This is a genomic window from Streptomyces sp. NPDC048106 (assembly GCF_040706415.1).
Lineage (GTDB): Bacteria > Actinomycetota > Actinomycetes > Streptomycetales > Streptomycetaceae > Streptomyces.
Genome location: NZ_JBEZND010000076.1, coordinates 1 through 18203, shown reverse-complemented (window position 1 = coordinate 18203; position 18203 = coordinate 1). Strand labels below are relative to the sequence as shown.

Annotated in this window: 13 protein-coding genes and 2 pseudogenes; 9 read left to right on the top strand and 6 right to left on the bottom strand. The window is 68.7% G+C overall.

Annotated elements, in window-relative coordinates; all coding sequences use genetic code 11:
- Window positions 1-809 precede the first annotated feature (809 nt).
- The gene (locus AB0927_RS39785; protein WP_366672744.1) at window positions 810-1160 is read right to left on the bottom strand and encodes a MerR family transcriptional regulator; all 351 of its coding nucleotides are present in this window, start codon (window positions 1158-1160) and stop codon (window positions 810-812) included.
- 28 nt (window positions 1161-1188) lie between these two features.
- Window positions 1189-2058 carry an SDR family NAD(P)-dependent oxidoreductase gene (locus tag AB0927_RS39780; RefSeq protein WP_366672743.1) on the bottom strand — a complete coding sequence of 290 codons (870 nt, stop codon included), beginning with the start codon at window positions 2056-2058 and terminating at the stop codon, window positions 1189-1191.
- Between the two features lie 285 nt (window positions 2059-2343).
- On the opposite strand from AB0927_RS39780, the gene AB0927_RS39775 reads away from it, so the two are divergent.
- The 3 genes and pseudogenes from AB0927_RS39775 to AB0927_RS39765 form a co-directional block, all read left to right on the top strand.
- Window positions 2344-2889 (top strand): TetR/AcrR family transcriptional regulator, encoded by a 546-nt coding sequence (locus tag AB0927_RS39775; protein ID WP_366672742.1) that lies wholly within the window; start codon window positions 2344-2346, stop codon window positions 2887-2889.
- A 92-nt stretch (window positions 2890-2981) separates the two neighbouring features.
- Window positions 2982-4427 (top strand): MFS transporter, encoded by a 1446-nt coding sequence (locus tag AB0927_RS39770; protein WP_366672741.1) that lies wholly within the window; start codon window positions 2982-2984, stop codon window positions 4425-4427.
- A gap of 381 nt (window positions 4428-4808) precedes the next feature.
- Window positions 4809-5563 (top strand): annotated as a pseudogene (locus tag AB0927_RS39765) (IS5 family transposase); the annotation flags it as partial.
- 50 nt (window positions 5564-5613) lie between these two features.
- On the opposite strand, the gene AB0927_RS39760 reads toward AB0927_RS39765, so the two are convergent.
- Window positions 5614-6636: a hypothetical protein gene (locus AB0927_RS39760; RefSeq protein ID WP_366672740.1), complete on the bottom strand. Its 1023-nt coding sequence runs from the start codon at window positions 6634-6636 to the stop codon at window positions 5614-5616.
- Window positions 6637-7058: 422 nt separating this feature from the next.
- On the opposite strand from AB0927_RS39760, the gene AB0927_RS39755 reads away from it, so the two are divergent.
- The 6 genes and pseudogenes from AB0927_RS39755 to AB0927_RS39730 all read left to right on the top strand — a co-directional run.
- Window positions 7059-8141 carry a hypothetical protein gene (locus AB0927_RS39755; protein ID WP_366672739.1) on the top strand — a complete coding sequence of 361 codons (1083 nt, stop codon included), beginning with the start codon at window positions 7059-7061 and terminating at the stop codon, window positions 8139-8141.
- 409 nt (window positions 8142-8550) lie between these two features.
- Window positions 8551-8904: a hypothetical protein gene (locus AB0927_RS39750; protein ID WP_366672738.1), complete on the top strand. Its 354-nt coding sequence runs from the start codon at window positions 8551-8553 to the stop codon at window positions 8902-8904.
- A gap of 11 nt (window positions 8905-8915) precedes the next feature.
- Window positions 8916-12314, top strand: a complete 3399-nt coding sequence (locus tag AB0927_RS39745; RefSeq protein WP_366672737.1) for a hypothetical protein — start codon at window positions 8916-8918, stop codon at window positions 12312-12314.
- A gap of 311 nt (window positions 12315-12625) precedes the next feature.
- Entirely contained in the window at window positions 12626-13072 is a 447-nt protein-coding gene (locus AB0927_RS39740) for a hypothetical protein (RefSeq protein ID WP_366672736.1), read from the top strand.
- 51 nt (window positions 13073-13123) lie between these two features.
- Window positions 13124-13963 carry a transposase family protein gene (locus AB0927_RS39735; RefSeq protein ID WP_366672735.1) on the top strand — a complete coding sequence of 280 codons (840 nt, stop codon included), beginning with the start codon at window positions 13124-13126 and terminating at the stop codon, window positions 13961-13963.
- A gap of 100 nt (window positions 13964-14063) precedes the next feature.
- Window positions 14064-14300, top strand: a pseudogene (locus tag AB0927_RS39730) (IS3 family transposase); the annotation flags it as partial.
- Between the two features lie 86 nt (window positions 14301-14386).
- On the opposite strand, the gene AB0927_RS39725 reads toward AB0927_RS39730, so the two are convergent.
- From AB0927_RS39725 to AB0927_RS39715, 3 genes are all read right to left on the bottom strand, one after another.
- Window positions 14387-16177, bottom strand: coding sequence for an LCP family protein (locus tag AB0927_RS39725; protein ID WP_366672734.1), 1791 nt, complete (start codon window positions 16175-16177; stop codon window positions 14387-14389).
- A 265-nt stretch (window positions 16178-16442) separates the two neighbouring features.
- Entirely contained in the window at window positions 16443-17342 is a 900-nt protein-coding gene (locus AB0927_RS39720; RefSeq protein ID WP_366672733.1) for a hypothetical protein, read from the bottom strand.
- Window positions 17339-17986, bottom strand: a complete 648-nt coding sequence (locus AB0927_RS39715; RefSeq protein WP_366672732.1) for a sigma-70 family RNA polymerase sigma factor — start codon at window positions 17984-17986, stop codon at window positions 17339-17341. The genes AB0927_RS39720 and AB0927_RS39715 overlap by 4 nt, the downstream gene beginning before the upstream one ends.
- Between the last annotated feature and the right edge of the window lie 217 nt (window positions 17987-18203).

Sequence of the window (18203 nt, the reverse complement as noted above, 5' to 3'; positions counted from 1 at the left end):
AATCCACACCGAACCGGAAGGGCCCTCACCTGTTCAAGATCCCTCAGCCGAGACCTGGCTCACCCGTCCACAACCTCCCCGGACAGAACACCTAGTACCGACCTCGATGGCTCCGGGTGTCAGCGACGGAGGCGTCCCAGGACCATCCAGCGCGCCGCCCTCTTCGGCGCGTGCGGGGTGTTCCGATGCTCCGCTTTCGCCCGGCCGGACCATCCGGGGAGGGCCGACCCAGTAATTCCGGCGTTTTTTCCGACGTTCTCCGCGCACATGCCCAGCCCTTTCAACAAATGGGGGCTGGGATGTGAGCGGAGACGGAGGGGAAGTCAGCGCCGGGACGGGTTCCGGTTGGGGGCGATTGGCTGACATCGGCGACATCACTACCGCAGGCCAGCGGCCGGCACACCGCATGCACGGCCTTCCCGCTCACCTCCGGTTCTCCCGAACGGTGCACGTCCTGGTGCGCGTCCTGTCGCACGCCTCCGAGATACCGCTCGGCAGGGGGTGCGCTCTGGCTGCGCGTACTGCCGCTTCCCCTCGAACCACTCTGGTGCGGAGTTCGGATAATCGAGCGGTCAGGTCGCTGTGGTATTCCACAGATACGCGAGTTCGTCCGTCCTCTCCTTCCGCCCGGCCAGCCAGCCCGGCCAGCCAGTCCTCCCGCGCCGATTGGGCATCCCGTCGGCGCTGCTCCGCTTCCTCGCGGCGCTCCTTGGCAGCTTCGGCGGCTCGGACCGCCTCCTCGCGCTGCTCCGCAGAAGTGCGTGGCGGGCGCGGGTCCATGACCGCGGCGTAGGCGCGGACGTCTGTTCTCACGCGAAATTGCGCTCCAGGTAAGACGTCAACCCACGGCTGGTCCGGGTGAGTTCCTCTGCCTGCCGGGCAAGCCGGTCTCGCAGTCCGGAGATTCGTTCCTGAAGCGCCGGGCAGACCTCAGGGTCTCGGCCGCCCACACCGTTGCAGGGGAGAACGTCCCTGATGGCCTCCGTCGGCAGGCCGACGTCCAGTAGTGCCTTGATCTGCAGCACGGCCTCGATGGCTTCCGGCTCGTACTCTCGGTAACCGTTGGGGCCGCGCGTCGAGGTGAGGAGCCCCTGCTGCTCGTAATAGCGCAGCGATCGCGCGCTCGCGCCGGTCGCCTCGCTCAGTTCGCCAATCCGCAACGCCGACCCCTCACCTCGCAAGCCCCTATCAGATACTAACGGGCACGACCTCGGTCAGCCGCGCCGACTGTTCCCACAGGGCTGCCGCGAGCTCCTGGTCCAGCCCCAGCCCGGCGATCGGGGTGGCGACCACGTCCGGCGTCTCGCGGTCGCCGACCGGCCCGTACACGACGAAGCCGTCGACCTCGCCAGCCGTCGCGGCGTACAACACGCCGGCCGACGCCGACGACGCTGGCCGTCCGGTCTCCGCGAGAGCTGCCCGTACCGCTTGGGTCGTTCCCTCGTCCGGGTAGCCGTCGTGCATGGACGTGGCCGCCAACCCCGGCTCCGCCAGCAGACTCCGCACGCCCGAGCCCGAGGTCCGCAGCCGGCGTTCCAGTTCCGTTGCGAACAGGACATTCGCGGCCTTGGACCGCACGTACGCCACGCCCGGTGAGTACGACCCTTCGTCGGCGAGGGCCGCCAGGTCGAGCGTGTCCAGCATCGGGTACATCGCGGACGTCACGGTGACGACCCGGGCGCCCTCGCGCATCAGTGGCCGCAGCAGATGCGTCAGCGCGAAGTGCCCCAGATGATTGACGGCGAACTGCGACTCCGTCCCGCCCGGCGTCAAAGAGAAGGGCACGTTGCTGATGGCGGCGTTGTTCACCAGCAGATCCACCTGGCCGACCCGCTCCCGCACCGACCGGGCGAAGGCCCGCACCGTTCCGAGATCCGCGAGATCAAGCACCTCGACCCCGGCCCCGTCGACGGTTCGCGCTCCACCCAGGACGGTGGCCCCGGCCTTCTCCAACGCTTCTCGCACCGCGCGACCGATCCCGCGCGTCGCTCCGGTCACCACAGCCGTCCGCCCGGTGAGGTCGGGAAGTGCGGAAGAACTCCAAGAAAATGTGTCCATGCCGCGAGGCTAGGGATTGACACCAGTGTCAACGTCAAGCAGCCGCCAGCGATCACATTTGTGTCTTCGAAAACCACTTGGCGCTCCTCGCCGGTCCGGCTCGGGGCCGACGACGAGGCGCTTACGGCTGCGGGGGCTCCGTCACGGACAGGGGGCAGGATCTCGTCGCGCTCCTCGACGAGCCGCATCCGCTCTTGACGTCTTGGGTGGCAGCTCTGGACGGCGGGGCGCGGCGAGCACGGGCCACGCTTGACGTCGGCGATATGCGAGTGGTTAATTGCTTACATGGAGACGAGACCACGGCAGCGCTCGACGGCCGAGGAACGCCGGGCCACGGTGATGCGCACGGCGATCAGGACATTCGCCGAGCGCGGGTACTACGGAACCTCGACGATGGACGTGGCCAGGGGCGCCGGCATCTCACAGGGATACCTGTATCGCCTGTTCAAGGACAAGGAAGCGCTGTTCGCAGCCGTGGTCGACTACTGCTCGGACCGGCTGCGGGAAGCCGCCGCCGAGGCGGCGGCATCGGTTCGCGACTCCGATCCGGAAGCGGTCCTGAAGGCGATGACGGCTTCGTATGACGCCGTGATCGCCGACCGGGAGATTCTCATGATCCTCCTGCACGCCCAGTGCAGCGCCGGCGAGCCGGTCATTGGCGAGGCGGTCCGGGCCTGCTACGCCAAGCAGGTCGAATATGTACGTGCCGCCTCTGGAGCCTCGGACGAGCAGCTCCGCCGGCACTTCGCCGACGGCCTGCTCAGCAATGTCATTGTGGCTATCGATGCCGCCTCCGTAGACGCCCCGTGGGTGCGCACGCTGCGCGCCTAGAGGAGACGTCAACCGGGCCGCTCCCGCGGCCCGGTTTCTTTGAGCAAAGAAGTAAGCGGTCAACCGCAAACTTTAAGAGAGGTTGTTCCACCGTGCCGTCCCCCTTCCCGCGCCGCGGAGCCGGGCTCCTGCTGGCCCTGCTGGCGTTCGCCCAGTTCATCAGTGCTATCGACTACAACATCGTCTACGTCGCTCTGCCGGAGATCGGCCGCGAGGTCGGCTTCGATGCCCAAAGCCTGCAGTGGGTCGTCAGCGCCTACGCAGTCGCCTTCGGCGGTTTCCTCTTGCTGGGCGGCCGCGCAGCGGACATCGTCGGCCGGCGCCGCATGTTCACCACCGCTCTGGCCTTGTACGGTCTGTCCTCCCTGGGCGGTGCACTTGCCACGGATCCCGCACTGCTGGTGGCCGCCCGCGCCGTCCAAGGCCTCGGCGGTGCCCTTCTGCTGCCCGCGACCCTGTCGCTGATCGCCACCACTTTCACCGAGGGCACCGCACGTAACCGGGCTCTCGCGATCTGGGGCGGTGCCGGGGCCGCCGGCCTGGCGTTGGGCTCTTTGCTGGGCGGGATACTGACCAACTACTTCGGTTGGGAAGCCGTCTTCTACGTCAACGTCCCTCTCGCCCTGGGCGCGGCGGCGGCAGCCTTCGCGATCATTCCGAAGGACGCAACGCGCGAGCTGGGCCGCAGTTTCGACCTCGCCGGTTCCCTCACCGCCACCGTCGGGTTCACCGCCCTCGTCTTCGCCGTCGTTCAGGGTCCGCAAGCCGGATGGACCTCCGCCCAAACCATCGTCACGCTGCTGGCGGGCGCGCTGTTCATCGCCCTGTTTCTGGTGTTCGAGGCCCGCGGCGCCCATCCGCTGATGCCGTTGCGCCTGTTTCGCAACCGCAGCCTGGTCGCCGCGATGGGGATCACTTTCGTATTCATGGGCACCTTCGGCGCCCAGTACTACTTCTTCACCGTGTACCTGCAGAACGTCCGCGGCTACGGAGCCCTGGCGACTGGGCTGGCCTTCCTCCCCTCGGCGCTGGTCGGCATGATCGGCACCAAGGCGAGTGAGAAGATGCTTGGCAGGTTCGGCACACGCGCCACCCTCATCACCGGCCTGCTCCTGGGTGCCTGCGGCATGACCGCTCTGGCCCTGGGAATGTCTCCCGACGGCGGCTATCCCGCCTTGCTCCCAGGAGTGATCCTGCTCAGCCTCGGCCAGGGGGTCGCCTGGACCGCGATGTTCGTCGCGGCCGGAACCGGAGTCGACGCTCATCACCAGGGTGTCGCCTCGGCCATGGCCTCCACCACCCAGCAGATCGGCTCAGCCGTCGGACTGGCGATCCTTGTCGCCATCGCCAACGCCGGAGTCCACACCGATACCGGCCGGACCCTCATCCCCGGCCTGCGCGCCGCAGGTTTCACCGCAGCCGCCTTGACCCTTCTCGGCGTCGGTATCGCCCTCACCCTGCGGCGTGCCGCCTCTCCTCCTCCGGCCGCCACCTCGGATCACAGCAGGCAGCGGTCCGAATCCGACATCGTCGCCTGAGCTGGCGCGTCGCCGTCCGCCCGCAAGAGGGGTTGGTGCGGCGGCGCAGCGGCGGGCACCGGAGCACGTGCCCGTGCGAGTTCGGTGATCCCGCCCTACCCCACCACCGGCCAGGCCCTGCAGCCCTGGCACCGACGGGGCCTGGTCCCCCTCTGTGTCGTACCCAGGACAGGCAGGTCAGCGCGGGCCCCTGCCTGCAAAGGTCCTTGCACACAGAAGGCGTGGGCACCGCCCGATCGGCGGTGCCCACGCGGGAAGTGGAGGGGGATGGTCACAGGAGCCAGCGGTGGTCGCGGACGATGGGCAGCCGCGCCCAGATCCTGCCCAGGGCCCCAGGTGTTGCCGGCGTAGGCGAGGGCCAGGAGGACCATCGCGAGGGCATGGCGGACCCGCACCGGTGCTCCCTGGCGGGACGTGCCCGAGCGCTATGGACCGTGGGACCGGGTCTACGACCTTTTCCGACGCTGGCAGCGGGACGGAACCTGGGCCGGCATCCTGACCCGGCTCCAGGCCGAAGCCGACGCCAAGGGCCTGATCACCTGGGATGTGAACGTCGACTCCACCGTCTGCCGGGCCCATCAGCACGCGGCAGAAGCGGTGAAAAGGGGGATCTCCAGAAGGAGCCGCCCGGCGGGGTCGTCGTCGAACCTGCGGACCACGGACTTGGACGCTCCCGCGGCGGGCTGACCAGCAAGATTCACCTCGCGGTCGAGCAGGGGCAAAAGCCGCTGGCGGTGTTGATCACGGCCGGGCAGCGGGGTGATTCGCCGCAGCTCGAGTCTGTCCTGGAAGCGATCCGGGTGCCCCGGCTCGGCCTCGGCAGGCCGCGCAAGCGCCCGGACCGTGTGAGGGCCGACAAGGCGTACGACTCTCGAAGTAACCGCTCCTACCTGCGCAGGCGCGGAATCAAGGCGACGATCCCCATCCCGGCCGACCGGGCCCGCAATCGGCAACAACGCGGCTCACGCGGCGGCCGGCCGCCGAAGTTCAACAAGGACGACTACAAGCAGCGGCACGCGGTCGAGTGCGGGATCAACCGACTCAAGCGCCACCGAGCCGTCGCCACGAGGTACGACAAACTCGCCGTCCGCTACGAAGCGACAGTGCTGGTCGCAACCATCAACGAATGGCTGTGACCAGCACTTTCGCAACAGGCCCTAGACGGAGCCCTGGCGGTGACCGTGACCTAGGCCGTCCTGAGGCCGCAGAACCCCGCGAGGGTGCTCAGAGACAGACTGCTCGCGAAGCCGGAGTCGGGTAGCCGGCGCAGGATCGCCTGCCAGAGTTCCGGCTGCAGGCGGGAGTGGGGACCCTCTGTTGTGGCCCGGAGATCGAGGATGGCCGTCTTGCCCACATCACCCAGAACGAACTGCTGGTCGCCGCTGTAGGTTTCGTCGGTGTCACCGCGGAACCTCGTGAGGTGCAGAGGCAGACCGAACGTCGGATCTGTGAGGGCGGCGACGATGTTGTGTGGCCCGGGCCCCTGTCCGCGCACGTGGGAGGATCGCAGGACGAGCCGTGCCGCGTCGGAAGCGCCGCCGTAGCCGTCAACGAGGAACGTGTTGGACACGGTGTGCAGAAGGGCGGCTCGGCGCAGCAGCCCGCTCCCGAGCCAGGCACCACGCTGCTGCACCTGCGTGAACTCGTCGCTGGGGCCCTCCCATCGAAGCTGATGCCCACGCTCGGCATCCGTCCATGCCTTCGGTGAGGACTTCCAGCACAGGAGCTTGACGTCAGGGTTGATCCATTTGTTGAGCATCCTCGCGATGGCGTTGCGCCAGAGTCTCGCCGGCAGGCCGGTCAGTCGCAGTCGGGTGGGCTCGCCGAGCACGCGCAGTTCAATTGCCGTGCGATCTCGCTGCGTGATGCGAAGCCCTGGCACACCGTGGACCTCGTGGTCCGATACATACGTGGGGAGGAGGTTGAGGAGGATCTCGGCCGCCCGCTCCTCACTCTCTACGCGCAGGGCAACGCCATCCGGTTCAGGGCACACCGTGGTAACCCCGAGGGGATAACGGGTGTAGACGTTCCGGAACTCCAGAAGGCCGAGAAGCACGCGCGCCTCGAAGTGCTGCTGAGCCGGTGAAGTGGCCGCGGGGATCGGGGGTGTATCGGGCTCAAGCGAATCAATCGCCCGACGGGCCTGTTGGACGCTCTCACCTGTGTAGAGGCGTCGGAGCAAGGAAACGTCTTGGTGCATCGCGCTCATGGGTCTCCTGAACGTCTCGGCCCAGGACGTGCGGAATTGAGATCCAAAGGGATGCGCAGGGGGCTACTGGGGACCGGTTCACCCGAGCGTGGAGAGTGAGGAGGGCCGATGCATCTCCGGGGAGCGGTGGTCAGCCGCAGCAGGAATCTACCTGAATTCGTACTCGACGGGTGCCTACATGGCGATTCCGGGAGCGTCGTTCACCCAGAGGGGGGTGAATGCTTGCGTTGTCCGCTACGGTTCGTCTACGGTCCGGTCCGGGTTGAGGGAACCCTCGTCGTGCGCCTGTCCGGATCGATGGCGCAGTGTGTCGAAAGCCCTAGGTGCCCTGAAATGTTCTGCTGTACCACGCATGACCGTCGTTCTCGCTGGCAGCAACTCTTTCCCGCGCTGGGATCCGGCAGCGCACGAAGGAGACTGTCGTGCCCAAGAGTGACGTGATCGACCTGTGCCGTCGCTACACCGGGGAAACCTGGGCTGGCGCCAAGGAACGCATTGATCGGCTTCCACAAGGAAGCCCTCTCATCCCCTCCGCTCAAGGCGCTCAGGCGTTCCTCGAAGGGCAGGTTCTGCGTGCCTTGCTGGAGTACCCCACCACGTACACCACCCGACCGCTTCGTATCGTGCGGGTCATCCCGGACGAGCGGCGTCCCGTCATCCGCTTCGCGGCGGACTCCGACCCCGACGGCTTGGCCGAGCTGATCGCCTGGGGGCTGTTCTCGTCCGGCGGCGAGGACGATCTGCGCGGGATTAGCGGCCTACGCCTGCTCGGCGCCGGCCACGGCAGGCTCGACGTCGGACTCCACGGAACTACGGCAAGCCTCCGGCTCGAAGGTGTTCCTGATCGGGCCTGGAACCGGGCGGAGGAGATCAGGCACCTGACCGCGGCTGAGCACGGAGAGTCGTCCCCCTTCAGGTACCCCGGTCTTACGCCGGGCGAACGGGTCTTCGCGCACAAGCACCGCTGGTTTGAAGAAGCCGGTCGGGAGACAGCAACCCTGGGAAGCGCTCTGCTGCGTCGGCTGCCGATGTTCCGATCCGCAGCCAACTGGCTGGACATGGCCGGCTGCACCAAGCACACCGACACCTATGGATTCCGTCTCACTTTCGCTCGTGCACGCTGGACGGACCACGACGTCATCATCGAGCACCTGACGCACCCGCTCTGTGGAATCGCGGTCAAGGAGGACATGCGCACCTGTACCTGCGCGTATGGGCAGCGAGGGTGCCGAATCTGGTTCGACGGCCCTGAAGGAGCTCCGGGGCGCCTGGACTTGCAGACGACGGATGTCGGCGACGACTGCGAGATCGCCGAGTACAACCAGGCGCTCGCCTTCACAGGCAGCCCGAGCGACGAGATCACACAGGTAACCGGCAATCTGCCGGGCATGACCGCCGAGTGCACCCCGAACTGCCACCGACGTCACGACACAGTCGCACACCTACGCCGGGTGGCCGCGCGCCGCCAGGAAGAGCTCGACCGCCTCCGGCGGAGAACCGTCTGACACCGACGTGCCGCCTCGTTCAGCGGCGAGTTCACCATGGCTCGGCCGTGCCACGCTTGGCTAGCTGTTCACGCCGTAGCGCCGGAAGAGACCAGCCAGCGCCGTGACCTGCGGCGATGGCCGGTGGTGATGCGCTGACCTGCGCGAATGGGCTTTCGGTTGTTTCAGGTTCGTGCCCCTTGATGCAGCCGGAGATCCCAGAAAAGTCCCAGGGGGCTCCCAGTGCTGGCAGATACTGTCAGCCCTTGTGGTGCGCCGTGCGGACGCGCTCCGTTGCGCTGCAGGGCTGTGCTCCGGAGCTTCCTCGCATGGGGAAGTTGGCTTGGCCGTATGGTGAGGCTTGGCATGCGGCGTGGACACTATCGGGCTCGGTGCGGTTCTGCTTCGACGGGGCGTAAGGGGGGAGAAGGTGGCTGTGCGGGGTAACCGGCGCGCGGTGCTGGTCACGACGGTGTTGGTCCTGGTGGTCTTCGCTGGTGTGCTGTCGCTGCTGAGCTGGGACCGGGCGAACCAGGCGGCTGGGATGGTCTCCGCGGTGGTCGGTGTGGCCGCCCTGGGGATTGGTGTCTGCGGGTTGCTGGCCCCGACCGGGAGCACGTCTGTACAGGTGTCCAGGACCGGGCGTGCCACGGCCACCGGCGGCGGGGACGCCAACACGGGTGCCGTCGCCGCCTCGTCCGACGGTGCGGTCTTCGTCGGGGAGACCGGTGACGCGCGGGCGGACGGCGGCAGCGCGAACACCGGTTACCAGCGGCAGGAATAGCGGCGCGTCCGATGTTCTTCCGCAGGCGCGCCGCGGTGCGCAAGTCGGGCGGATCTTCCGCCGAGGGAGTCGGGGCCTTCGCCAATAGCGGCGTGATGATTGACAGCCCGGTGCAGGTGTTCGCGGGGCGCGCCGCTGCTTCCGGCTATCTCCTGCAGGTGGGCCAGGGCCTCGTCACCAGCTTCCAGGGGCGTGAGAGCGAACTTGCCCAGCTGGCAGCCTTCTGCGTGCACGATGTACCTGCGGGCCGTGCTGGCGCTGGCTACTGGCGCTGGGCTGCCCCGGCGTGGGCGGGGAAGTCTGCCCTGCTGGCGCAGTTCGTCCTGCATCCTCCACCTGGCGTCGACGTCGTGTCGTTCTTCATCACCTCCCGCATGGCCGCGCAGAACGACGCTGCGGCGTTCTGCGAGGTCGTTCAGCGGCAGTTGTACGCCTTGCTGGGCGAGGAGGAGCCGCTGAGTACCCCTGCCACGCGATACGAGCAGATGCTGCTCGCGTTGCACCGCGCCGCACAGCGGTGCGCGGAGCGCGGTCGGCGGCTCGTGCTCGTGGTGGACGGCCTGGACGAGGACCGCGGAGTGACCGCCGGTCCCGACGGCCATAGCATCGCGGCGCTGTTGCCCCGCGTTCCCCCGCACGGCATGCGCGTCATCGTCGCAGGCCGTCCGCATCCGCCGGTACCGGGGGACGTGCACGCGGACCACCCGCTGCGCAGCACGCGGATCGACCACCAGTTGGAGCCGTCCTCGCACGCCCGCGCGGCGCGTGAGGACGCGGAGCGGGATCTGATGAGGTTGCGAGTCGGCGGTGGGCTGGGCTGGGACTTGGTCGCTCTGACCGTGGCGGCCGGAGGCGGGCTGAGCGCGCCCGACTTCGCGGAGCTGACTGGGCACCCGACGCGGCTGGTCGAGCGCGAGTTGTCCGCGGTGAACGGCCGCAGTTTCCGCCGGCAATCCGGGCACTGGACGTCCGTCGGTCCGCACGTCTTTCTCCTCGCGCACGAGGAGATCCGGTGCGCCGCGGCGGAACTGGTCACGGAGCAGGAGCTGGCGGCCCACCGCAGCCGTCTGCACCAGTGGGCGGACTCCTACCGGCAGGCCGGGTGGCCGAAGGGGACCCCCGAGTACCTGCTGCGCGGCTACACCCAATCGCTGCGCGAACAGAGGGACACTTCCAGGCTGGTGACGCTGGCCTGCGATGCCCGGTGGCAGGAGCGGCTGTGGGGGGCGTCCGGGACGGACCTGCAGGCACTCAGCGCGGTGGCGGACGCCTTCGCCCTGGTATCGGCGGACGGAAGGCGTCGCGGCGACCAGGACGTGTCCGCAGCACTGAGGCTGGCCGCCGCGCGGGGCAGGCTGCATGACCGGACGGCGCCTCTTTCCCCCGGCCTGATCGCCCTGTGGGCCCGGTGCGGGCACCCGGCACGTGCCGTTCACCTGGCCGAGTCGCAACCCAACGCGCGGCACCAGGTGGCCGCCCTGAGCGCCATCGCCGGCGCCTTGGCTGCCGCGCGTCCGGACCAGGCGGCCGATTTGCTCGGCAGAGCGGCCAACGCCGAAGACCGGGATCACTTCCTCACGGCGATCGCCAAGGGCCTGGCGGACTCAGGTCGTCCCGCCGAGGCCCTGCGGACAGCCCGCCGCATCAGCGACGCGGAGCGCAAGGCGACGTCTCTCGTCGCCGCCGTCGGGACCCTGGCCGGAGTGACGAGGAACGCCGCGGCGGCTCAGGAGGAGGCCGGGGCGGCCCGGGGCACCGATGCGATCTCCTGGGCGCTGGAAGCCGTCGACGCGGTCATGGCTGTGCCCAATACCGTCTCCCGGAGCGCTCTGGCCGCCTCGCTGGCCGCCGCGCTCTCCCGGCTCGGCGAGCACCGCCGGGCCCTGGCACTGGCGGAGCGTGTGATGTCCCGTTCGGACGACTCCGGTAACACGGTCCGGCGTGCGCAGTACCTCGCCCTGTTCGCCCGGGGGATGTCCACGGCGCCCGGCCTGGCCGCGCAAGCCGCCGAGTTCGCCCTGACGTCGGCCCGGCTGGTTGCGGACATCGATGACCTCGACGGCGATGACTGGGTCTACCCCCACGTCGCTGCGGGCCTGGAGGCGACCGGGCACCACCAGCAGGCGATCGAATTGGTCAGCCGCTTCCTGAACGACCCGGAGGACGGGCTAGTTGAAATCGGCATCGCGGCCGCAGAAACCGGTGACGTCGACCGAGCCCTGGAACTGGCCGAACGAATCACGGAACCCATCTACCGAGCGCGCGTCCTCAACACCATCGGCAAAATGACGGCAAGGTCTTGTGACCCGCAGCGGACGGTGTACCTGGCCCAGCAAGCCCGTGCCGCCACCGACAAGGTGCCCTACCTCCACTGGCGGGTAACGCTGTCGACGGAAACCGCCGAGTTCCTGCTGCGGGCAGGCCAGGAGGAACACGCCCACGCAGTACTCAAGCGGACGACCAGCATGGTGCGCAAAGGACGAGAGCCCAGAGTGCACACCCTCATCAACCTGGCCGTCGCGACTCACCGGTCTGGGCAGCGGGGCGACGCAGCCCGCCTCATCCACCGCGCCGAGCAGGCCGCCGAGGCGTCCGACAGTTACGCACGTATCGTCCGCCTCGCGGAGATAGCCGAAGGTCTGCATCACACGGGCAGCCCCGAGGAAGGCGACGCGCTCCTCCACCGTGTACTCCACGATTGCCGAATCCTGGCAGATCGCGCCGAGCACGCCGAGGGCCTGCGACGGGTGGCCGAGGTATTCGGCCGTATCGGAAAACCAGACAGGGCCGCAGAGGTGGCGCAGGAGATCCTGGGTCTGGCGGACAACACCGACAGCCCCTACCAACGGCGCTGGGACACGTACGCCGCCGCCGGTGCGCTCCTCGCGGCGGGCGATATCGACGCGGTGCTCGATCTCGAGGCCGGCCTGCCGGAGGACGCGGTCGACGATATCCTCACCGGTGTCGTGGAAAAGCTTGTGGCCGCCGGCGATCTGGCCGCAGCGGAGCGGATCACCGACTGGCAAGGCGACGAGCACGGCATCGGCTGCCTCGCGGCGGGCGCCGCAGCCACGGGGGACGTCGCCCGTGCCGCCGCGCTGCTGGAGGAGATCAGCCACCCTGTCGTGCGTGAGGCGGCCACCCCGGCCGTCGTCAAGGCGCTCTACCGGGCGGGTGCCCGCTCGGCGGCCGGCGCCCTGGCCGACACCCTCACCGACTCCGAGCACCGCGGCAAGGCGCTCGCAACGATCGCCCAGGCGCTCGGCCCCTGCCCGAAGGGGCGCCTCGTGCTGATCGAGGCGCTGCGCTCGGGCCCGTGGGAGCACTTGTCTGAGGAGATCGCCGGTGTGGCGCCGGAGCACCTGCCCCTCCTAGCGGACCTCGTTCTGACGGAAGGCAAGCCGAGGTGACCAACCTGCCCGGGAGGCGCTCCCGCCGTCGCCTATGTGGGAGCCCACTAACTGATTGACTAACGGGATCGGCACAGGTGCTTAGAACGGCTAACACAATGAGCGGTGTGCATCGTGAAGCCGCAGGTCACGGGGCTGGTGCGGATGTCGAGTTGGGTACTCGTGCTGGTTGGCGGCCGATGACCATGGCGTAGATCATCGGGCAGGTCCGGCTCCGGCGGGATGCCGGGTTCGGCTGCGCCCACGACCGGCCCCCGGCTACGATCCGTCAGCAGGTCGACACGCCGCGAGAACGCGGGAGGGCCAGGGGGATGCAGGAGCGGCAGTGGATCACCGCCCGCCGGAGCGAACTGGACGCCCTCGCCGAGGAGTTGGCCAAGCAGCTCCAGGAGGTCCAGGCCGAGAGGGATGAACTGGCGATCGCGGAGCGGGTGTTGAACCGCCTGGCAGAGCAGGCCCGGGCCGACGCGGGGGCTGTCGCTCCGGTACCGGTCAACGTGGCCGGACGAGCAGTCCTGCTCATCCCGCACCGCAGCGACGCGGCCGACGAGGGCGCGCTGCCCGGTGACTACCGCAAGATCCTGGCGATCGTGCGGGAGGCCGGCGGCTCGGTGCAGGTCAGGGCGGTCGGCGAGCGGCTGGGTCTGGACGCCTCGGTGCGTGGCAAGCTGGAGCCGCTGCGGGCGAAGATGACCAAGCTCGCCGACCGCGGCTGGCTGCACAAGCGGGGCGACGGGCGGTTCACGGCACGTCCGTAGTCGCGCGGGGGCGCCCGTAACTGACGAGCTCCCGACGGCAGTTGAGTTTGTGTGACGAAAAACAACAGTTCCGTCGAGGGCCCTGACGGCCTTGTCTACACCGCCCGCCTGCCGCTGTCGAGTGCCACCCTGAACTGGCTCGCCGACCTGATACGCGGCCACCTCAAGAAGATCGGCTCGCGGTGGCGCGCCCTGCCCGCCGGGAAGATCGCCACCATCGTGCTGGCGGTGCTGCGCTGTGACCAGCGGCCCGGCGACCTGGCCGGCGGCAACGGAGTGCACCGCACCACCGTGACCCGATGGGTCCGGGAGGTCGCCGGCCTGCTCGCCGCCCGCGCCCCACGCCTGAACCGGGCCCTGAAGAAGATCGCCCGAACGGGCGGGGGCATCGTACTGCTGGACGGATCGGTGATCCGCACCCGGCGCAGAACCGGAAAGGAAAACCGGAAGAACTACTCCGGCAAGAACAAATGCCACGGCCTGCTTGTGATCGCCCTCGCCGACGACCGGGGCCGACTGCTGTGGATCTCGGCGGCACGCCCCGGGCGCACCTCGGAGATCACCGCCTGCCGGCACGACAAGCTCACCCAGAGACTGCGGGAAGTCGGACTCGGAGCCATCGCCGATCTGGGATTCGTCGGCCTCGACGACGGCGGCCCCGACGCCGACCCGGCGGTGATCACCGGCTACAAGGCCGCCCGGAGCCGGCCCCTGACGCGAGGCCAGAAACTGTCCAACACGGCACTGGCAGCCGTCCGGGCACCCGTCGAGCACGGCTTCGCCCACCTCAAGAACTGGCGCGTCCTCGGCAAGGTACGCACCGACCCCGCCTGGGCGACCGCCCTGATCCGGGCCTTGCTCGTCCTCACGAACCGCGAAGTCGCCCGATGACCGACGACCTTCACCAAAGTCACCTGCCAGCGACCACCACGAGCATCCCGATGCCCACGCACACCAGCCCTGTGTCCAGCACCTTCAGCTTGCACACCGCTCAATGGGCCGGGTCGGGGCTGCCGGCGACAACGCCGCAATGGAGAGCTTCTTCGCACTGCTGCAAAAGAACGTCCTCGACCGCCGCGTCTGGGTCACTCGCCAGGAGTTGCGGATCGCGATCGTCACCTGGATCGAACGGACCTACCACCGGCGCCGACGGCAACGACGCCTGGGCCGATTGACCCCCGTCGAGTACGAGACCATCATGACCCCACCCGCAGCTCTGGCTGCATAAACCCCGCCGTCACCCGATCATGCAGCAGTCCCGACATCGGCGCAGGTCAAAGGCTCGCGCGCACCGTTAAGTTACTGGCATTGAGGCTAGGGCGCTGAGTCCTTCACGTTAGGGGAGATGGTGTATGCGTGGGTCGGTGACGTGGAGTGGGGCGGGTTTTCGGCTGTCGTGACGCGGCCGTTGGCGTCGACGCCGATCACGTCGTCGAACCTGCTGACCTTCGCACAGGTGTCCTTGTCGCTGCCCAGTTGCGAGTTCGCGCCGCTGAGGGCGGATTTGCGCTCGGCGTCAGTGGCGTCGGTCTTCGCGCCGGGGAAGGTCGTGCCGGTCGTCCAGTCGGAGCCGACGTCTAGGACGATGCCCGTGGCCGAGGCGCTCTGCTTGAGGTCCTTGGCGGGTATGCCCAGCGCCTTCGCGACGGCCTGTGCCTGCGCCTGCTGCCCGGCGGGGTACGTCACGGACGTCGTGGCCATCGGCGTACCAGTGACTGCGGTCGTCTGCTTGCTGAAGCCCCGGTTGATGAGTGCGCCGGCCACCACCGCCGCGCGCTTTTGAACCAGTCGGCCGTCGACGGCGGCGCCGTTGCGCACCTGGACGGCGATCGAGGCGGGCGGCACGGTGGGGGGCGCGGAGGCGGGGGAAGACGGGGATGCGGTGGTTGTCCCACTGGTCGGGGTGGTCAGCGCCTGGTCGTCGGCGATGGTCTGGAGCAGGGCTGATGCCCTGGGCTGCACGAGGTGCGTCTCCCAGGCGCCGTTGACTTTCGTGTCGGCAGTCTGGAGCGTGGCGAACCTGACGCGGCTTGTGGGGACCTTGTTCAGGTCCGTGCCGAGCCCGATCAGCTTGGGGATGGAGTCGAGTGCTTTGTCCACGGTCAGCTTGGTAGCCGCGTTCGCGACCTTCCACATCTTGGTGGGGCTGCTGAGTGTGCCGTCGTCCTTGAGCTTGTTGAGCAGAGCGGTGAGGAACACGTGCTGGCCCTCGGTGCGGCCGCGGCTGTCGCTGGAGTCGCCGAAGCCGTGTCGGGTGCGCAGGAACTCCAGTGCCGCGACGCCCTGCAGGGTGTGCGAGCCCTTCTTGAGCTTGAGGTGGCTGTAGGGGTCGTAGACGTTGGCGTCGACGCACACGTTGACGCCGCCGACCGCGTTGGACATGTCCACCACGTCGGAGAAGTCGGCCACCATGAAGTGGTCGATGGGTATCCCGGTCAGTTCGTGGACGGCGACCACGCTGCATCCAGGGCCGCCGGCGAGCGCGGTGTTGATCATCTCGTTGTGCTGCGGGCCCATGCTGGGGTAGCCGGTGCCGTGGCAGCCGCTCCAGTCCGCGCGCAGGTCGCGCGGCACGCTCATCACCGTCGCGTTGGAGCGGTCCGCGGATATGTGCACGACCATCTCCACGTCGGCGCGCTGCCCGCTCGCCTGCTTGCATGCGCCGCCCAGCTTGCAGTCCTTGGCGCTGGTGCGGCCGTCGGACCCGATGACCAGGATGTTGATCGGGGTGCGCCCGAAGGCGTCCGGCTTCTCGTGGCCGGCGCCGTCCTTGCCGTTCGCGGAGAGGTCGGCGGACTGGATGTTGCTGTTGAGCTTCCAGTAGACGTAGGCCGCCGCGCCGCCCGCCGCCAGCAGCACGAAACCCATGGCCAGGCCGGCGATCTTCAGCGCCCTCCGCCCGCGCCGCGGCCCGCCGCGGCGGGCCGCCCTTCGGGCCGCGGCGCGTCCTTGCGGCGCTGGTTCCGCCTCGCTCCGGGGTCCGGTGTCCGCCTCGTCCGCGGATTCCGCGCGGTCCGAGGCGGCCACCGGCCCGCTGGACCGGCCGCTGTACGCGCCAGAACGGCGCCTCCCGGTGCCGCGGCCCTGGTGATCGTGGGTGGGCACGCTCAAAATTGTCTCCCCTGCGCCGTCGTACCCAGCCCGCGCTGGGATGGCCAAGTCGGCCGCTCGTTCAGACTGTTCAAACCTTCAATTGGTTGCACTTCGCTCACGAATCTGTCACCTTGCGGTCACGTCGGTACGCGCGGGAGTCACCGCCCGCCATGCAGCCCGGCCCGAGGTCATCAACAACCCGTCGTGGCTGACGCACAACGGCTGCCACCAGCTCGCACTCACGCCCCGCGGCTGAGGCGGATCTTGGGCCGGCTTGCTACCGGGTGAACTTCGGGTCCTTCTTCTGGTTGTAGATCTCCCTACCAGCGGCGTCGTAGGCATGGACGTACGGGGCCGACATCGCAGAGAAGGATTTGGTGGCAGACGGCCTGGAGGAGAGAGCCGCCGTGTAGAAGAACGCGCCGCCCGCCATGACCGCCGGGTACTGCTTCCGGTCCTGGCCGTAGCTGACGGTGATCTTGGCCACGCCGGAGGTGTAGTGCCCGGCACCGAGCGAGAGGAACCGCCCTGGGCCGGCCGGTTCACCGGTGGAGTCGAAGTACTCGATGAGGTGGCCGGTGCCCCACAGGCGGTTGTTGATGAAGGTCGGCGGGACGTCCTGACTGGTTCCGTAGTCTGCCTTGGTCTGGCATTGCACGTAGTGGCCGGCGGAGTCGACGGCGATCACTGCACCATCCCAGTCCTTGGAGGCCACCGGGGTACGCACAGCGATCACCGCGTGGTACCTCAGGGCATCAGATCCCAGACAGGAGGACAGGATCTTCGCGACGGCCCCGGCTTCGATCGGGGTCGTGGCCGTGCTGGTGACGGTGGACGCGGCCGGGGCGGAGGACACGGGCGTCGAAGACCGCGCCGATTCGGCCCCGGCCGACGGACGAACCCGGCTCGGACCCGGTGACGTTGCCACGCTCGTCGAACGTCCGCTGCTGCCGGCTTGGACAGGCTCAACGGTCCCCTCCCCGCCGAAGACTGCCACGACCCCGACGCTCAGCGCCGCAACGCCGGCGGAGACGCCCAGCGGCAGCGCCCACCTGCGTGCCGCCGAAGGGCGCGATTCCCCTGGATCGATCTTCATCAGCAGTTCCTCTCGGATCCGCCGGTGGTCCGGCAGATCACGATCGGGGGGAGGCCCGGGAATACCCTGCATGTCGCTCATCGTGCGACCTCCTCCGCGGTGACGAGATTCTTGGAACTGGACGGCGCCAGATCCGGCGGTCCGCCGGTGAGGTCGGCCCCAAGCCGGCGCCGGGCCCGGTGGAGTCTGGACTTCACGGTCCCTACCGCCACCCCCAGCGCCACCGCGGCCGCCTGCTGATCCAGGCCCGACCACATGCACAGCTCCACGACCTCACGTTCATGGCGCGGCAGCCGGGCCAACGCCCGGTGGATCTGCGACATCCCACGCTCGTCGTCGACCTGGCCGGCCACACGGTCCGCATGGTCGCCCACCGGCGCGTCATGCAAGACCAGTCGGCGCACCAATGCCTCGGCCCGCCGCAGCCGCCGCCTGGTGTTCGACACCAGGCGGTCGGCGATACCCAGCAGCCACGGCAGCGCCGAGTCGCGGTCCAGCACGATGTCCGAGCGGCGACGCCACGCGTGAAGGAAGACCGTCGACGTGAGATCCTCGGCCTCCGACCAGTCGGCTGTCCGCCGGAACAAGTGGTTGTACACGGTCTTCGCATGACGGTCGAAGATCCGGCCGAACGCCTCCCCGTCGCCGTGCACCGCCCGCGCCCACAACTCCCGGTCGGATATCCCTCCCACGGGTGTCCCGGGCCCGGCGTCGTTCAGTTCCATGCCCTGTACGTGTCCGGCACCCCGCCGAAGGTTCCCGTTACACACACTCCATTTTTAACCGACGCTCCCGATACGGGGATCAGGCCACCAGGACGCTAGATGCCCGCATTCTGTATGGATAGCCACTGAGACCCGTGCATCGTGAAGTCGCAGGTCACGGATCTGGTGTGCGGGGCGATCGGGGTACTCGCGCTGGTCGTCGGCCGGTGTCCCTCGT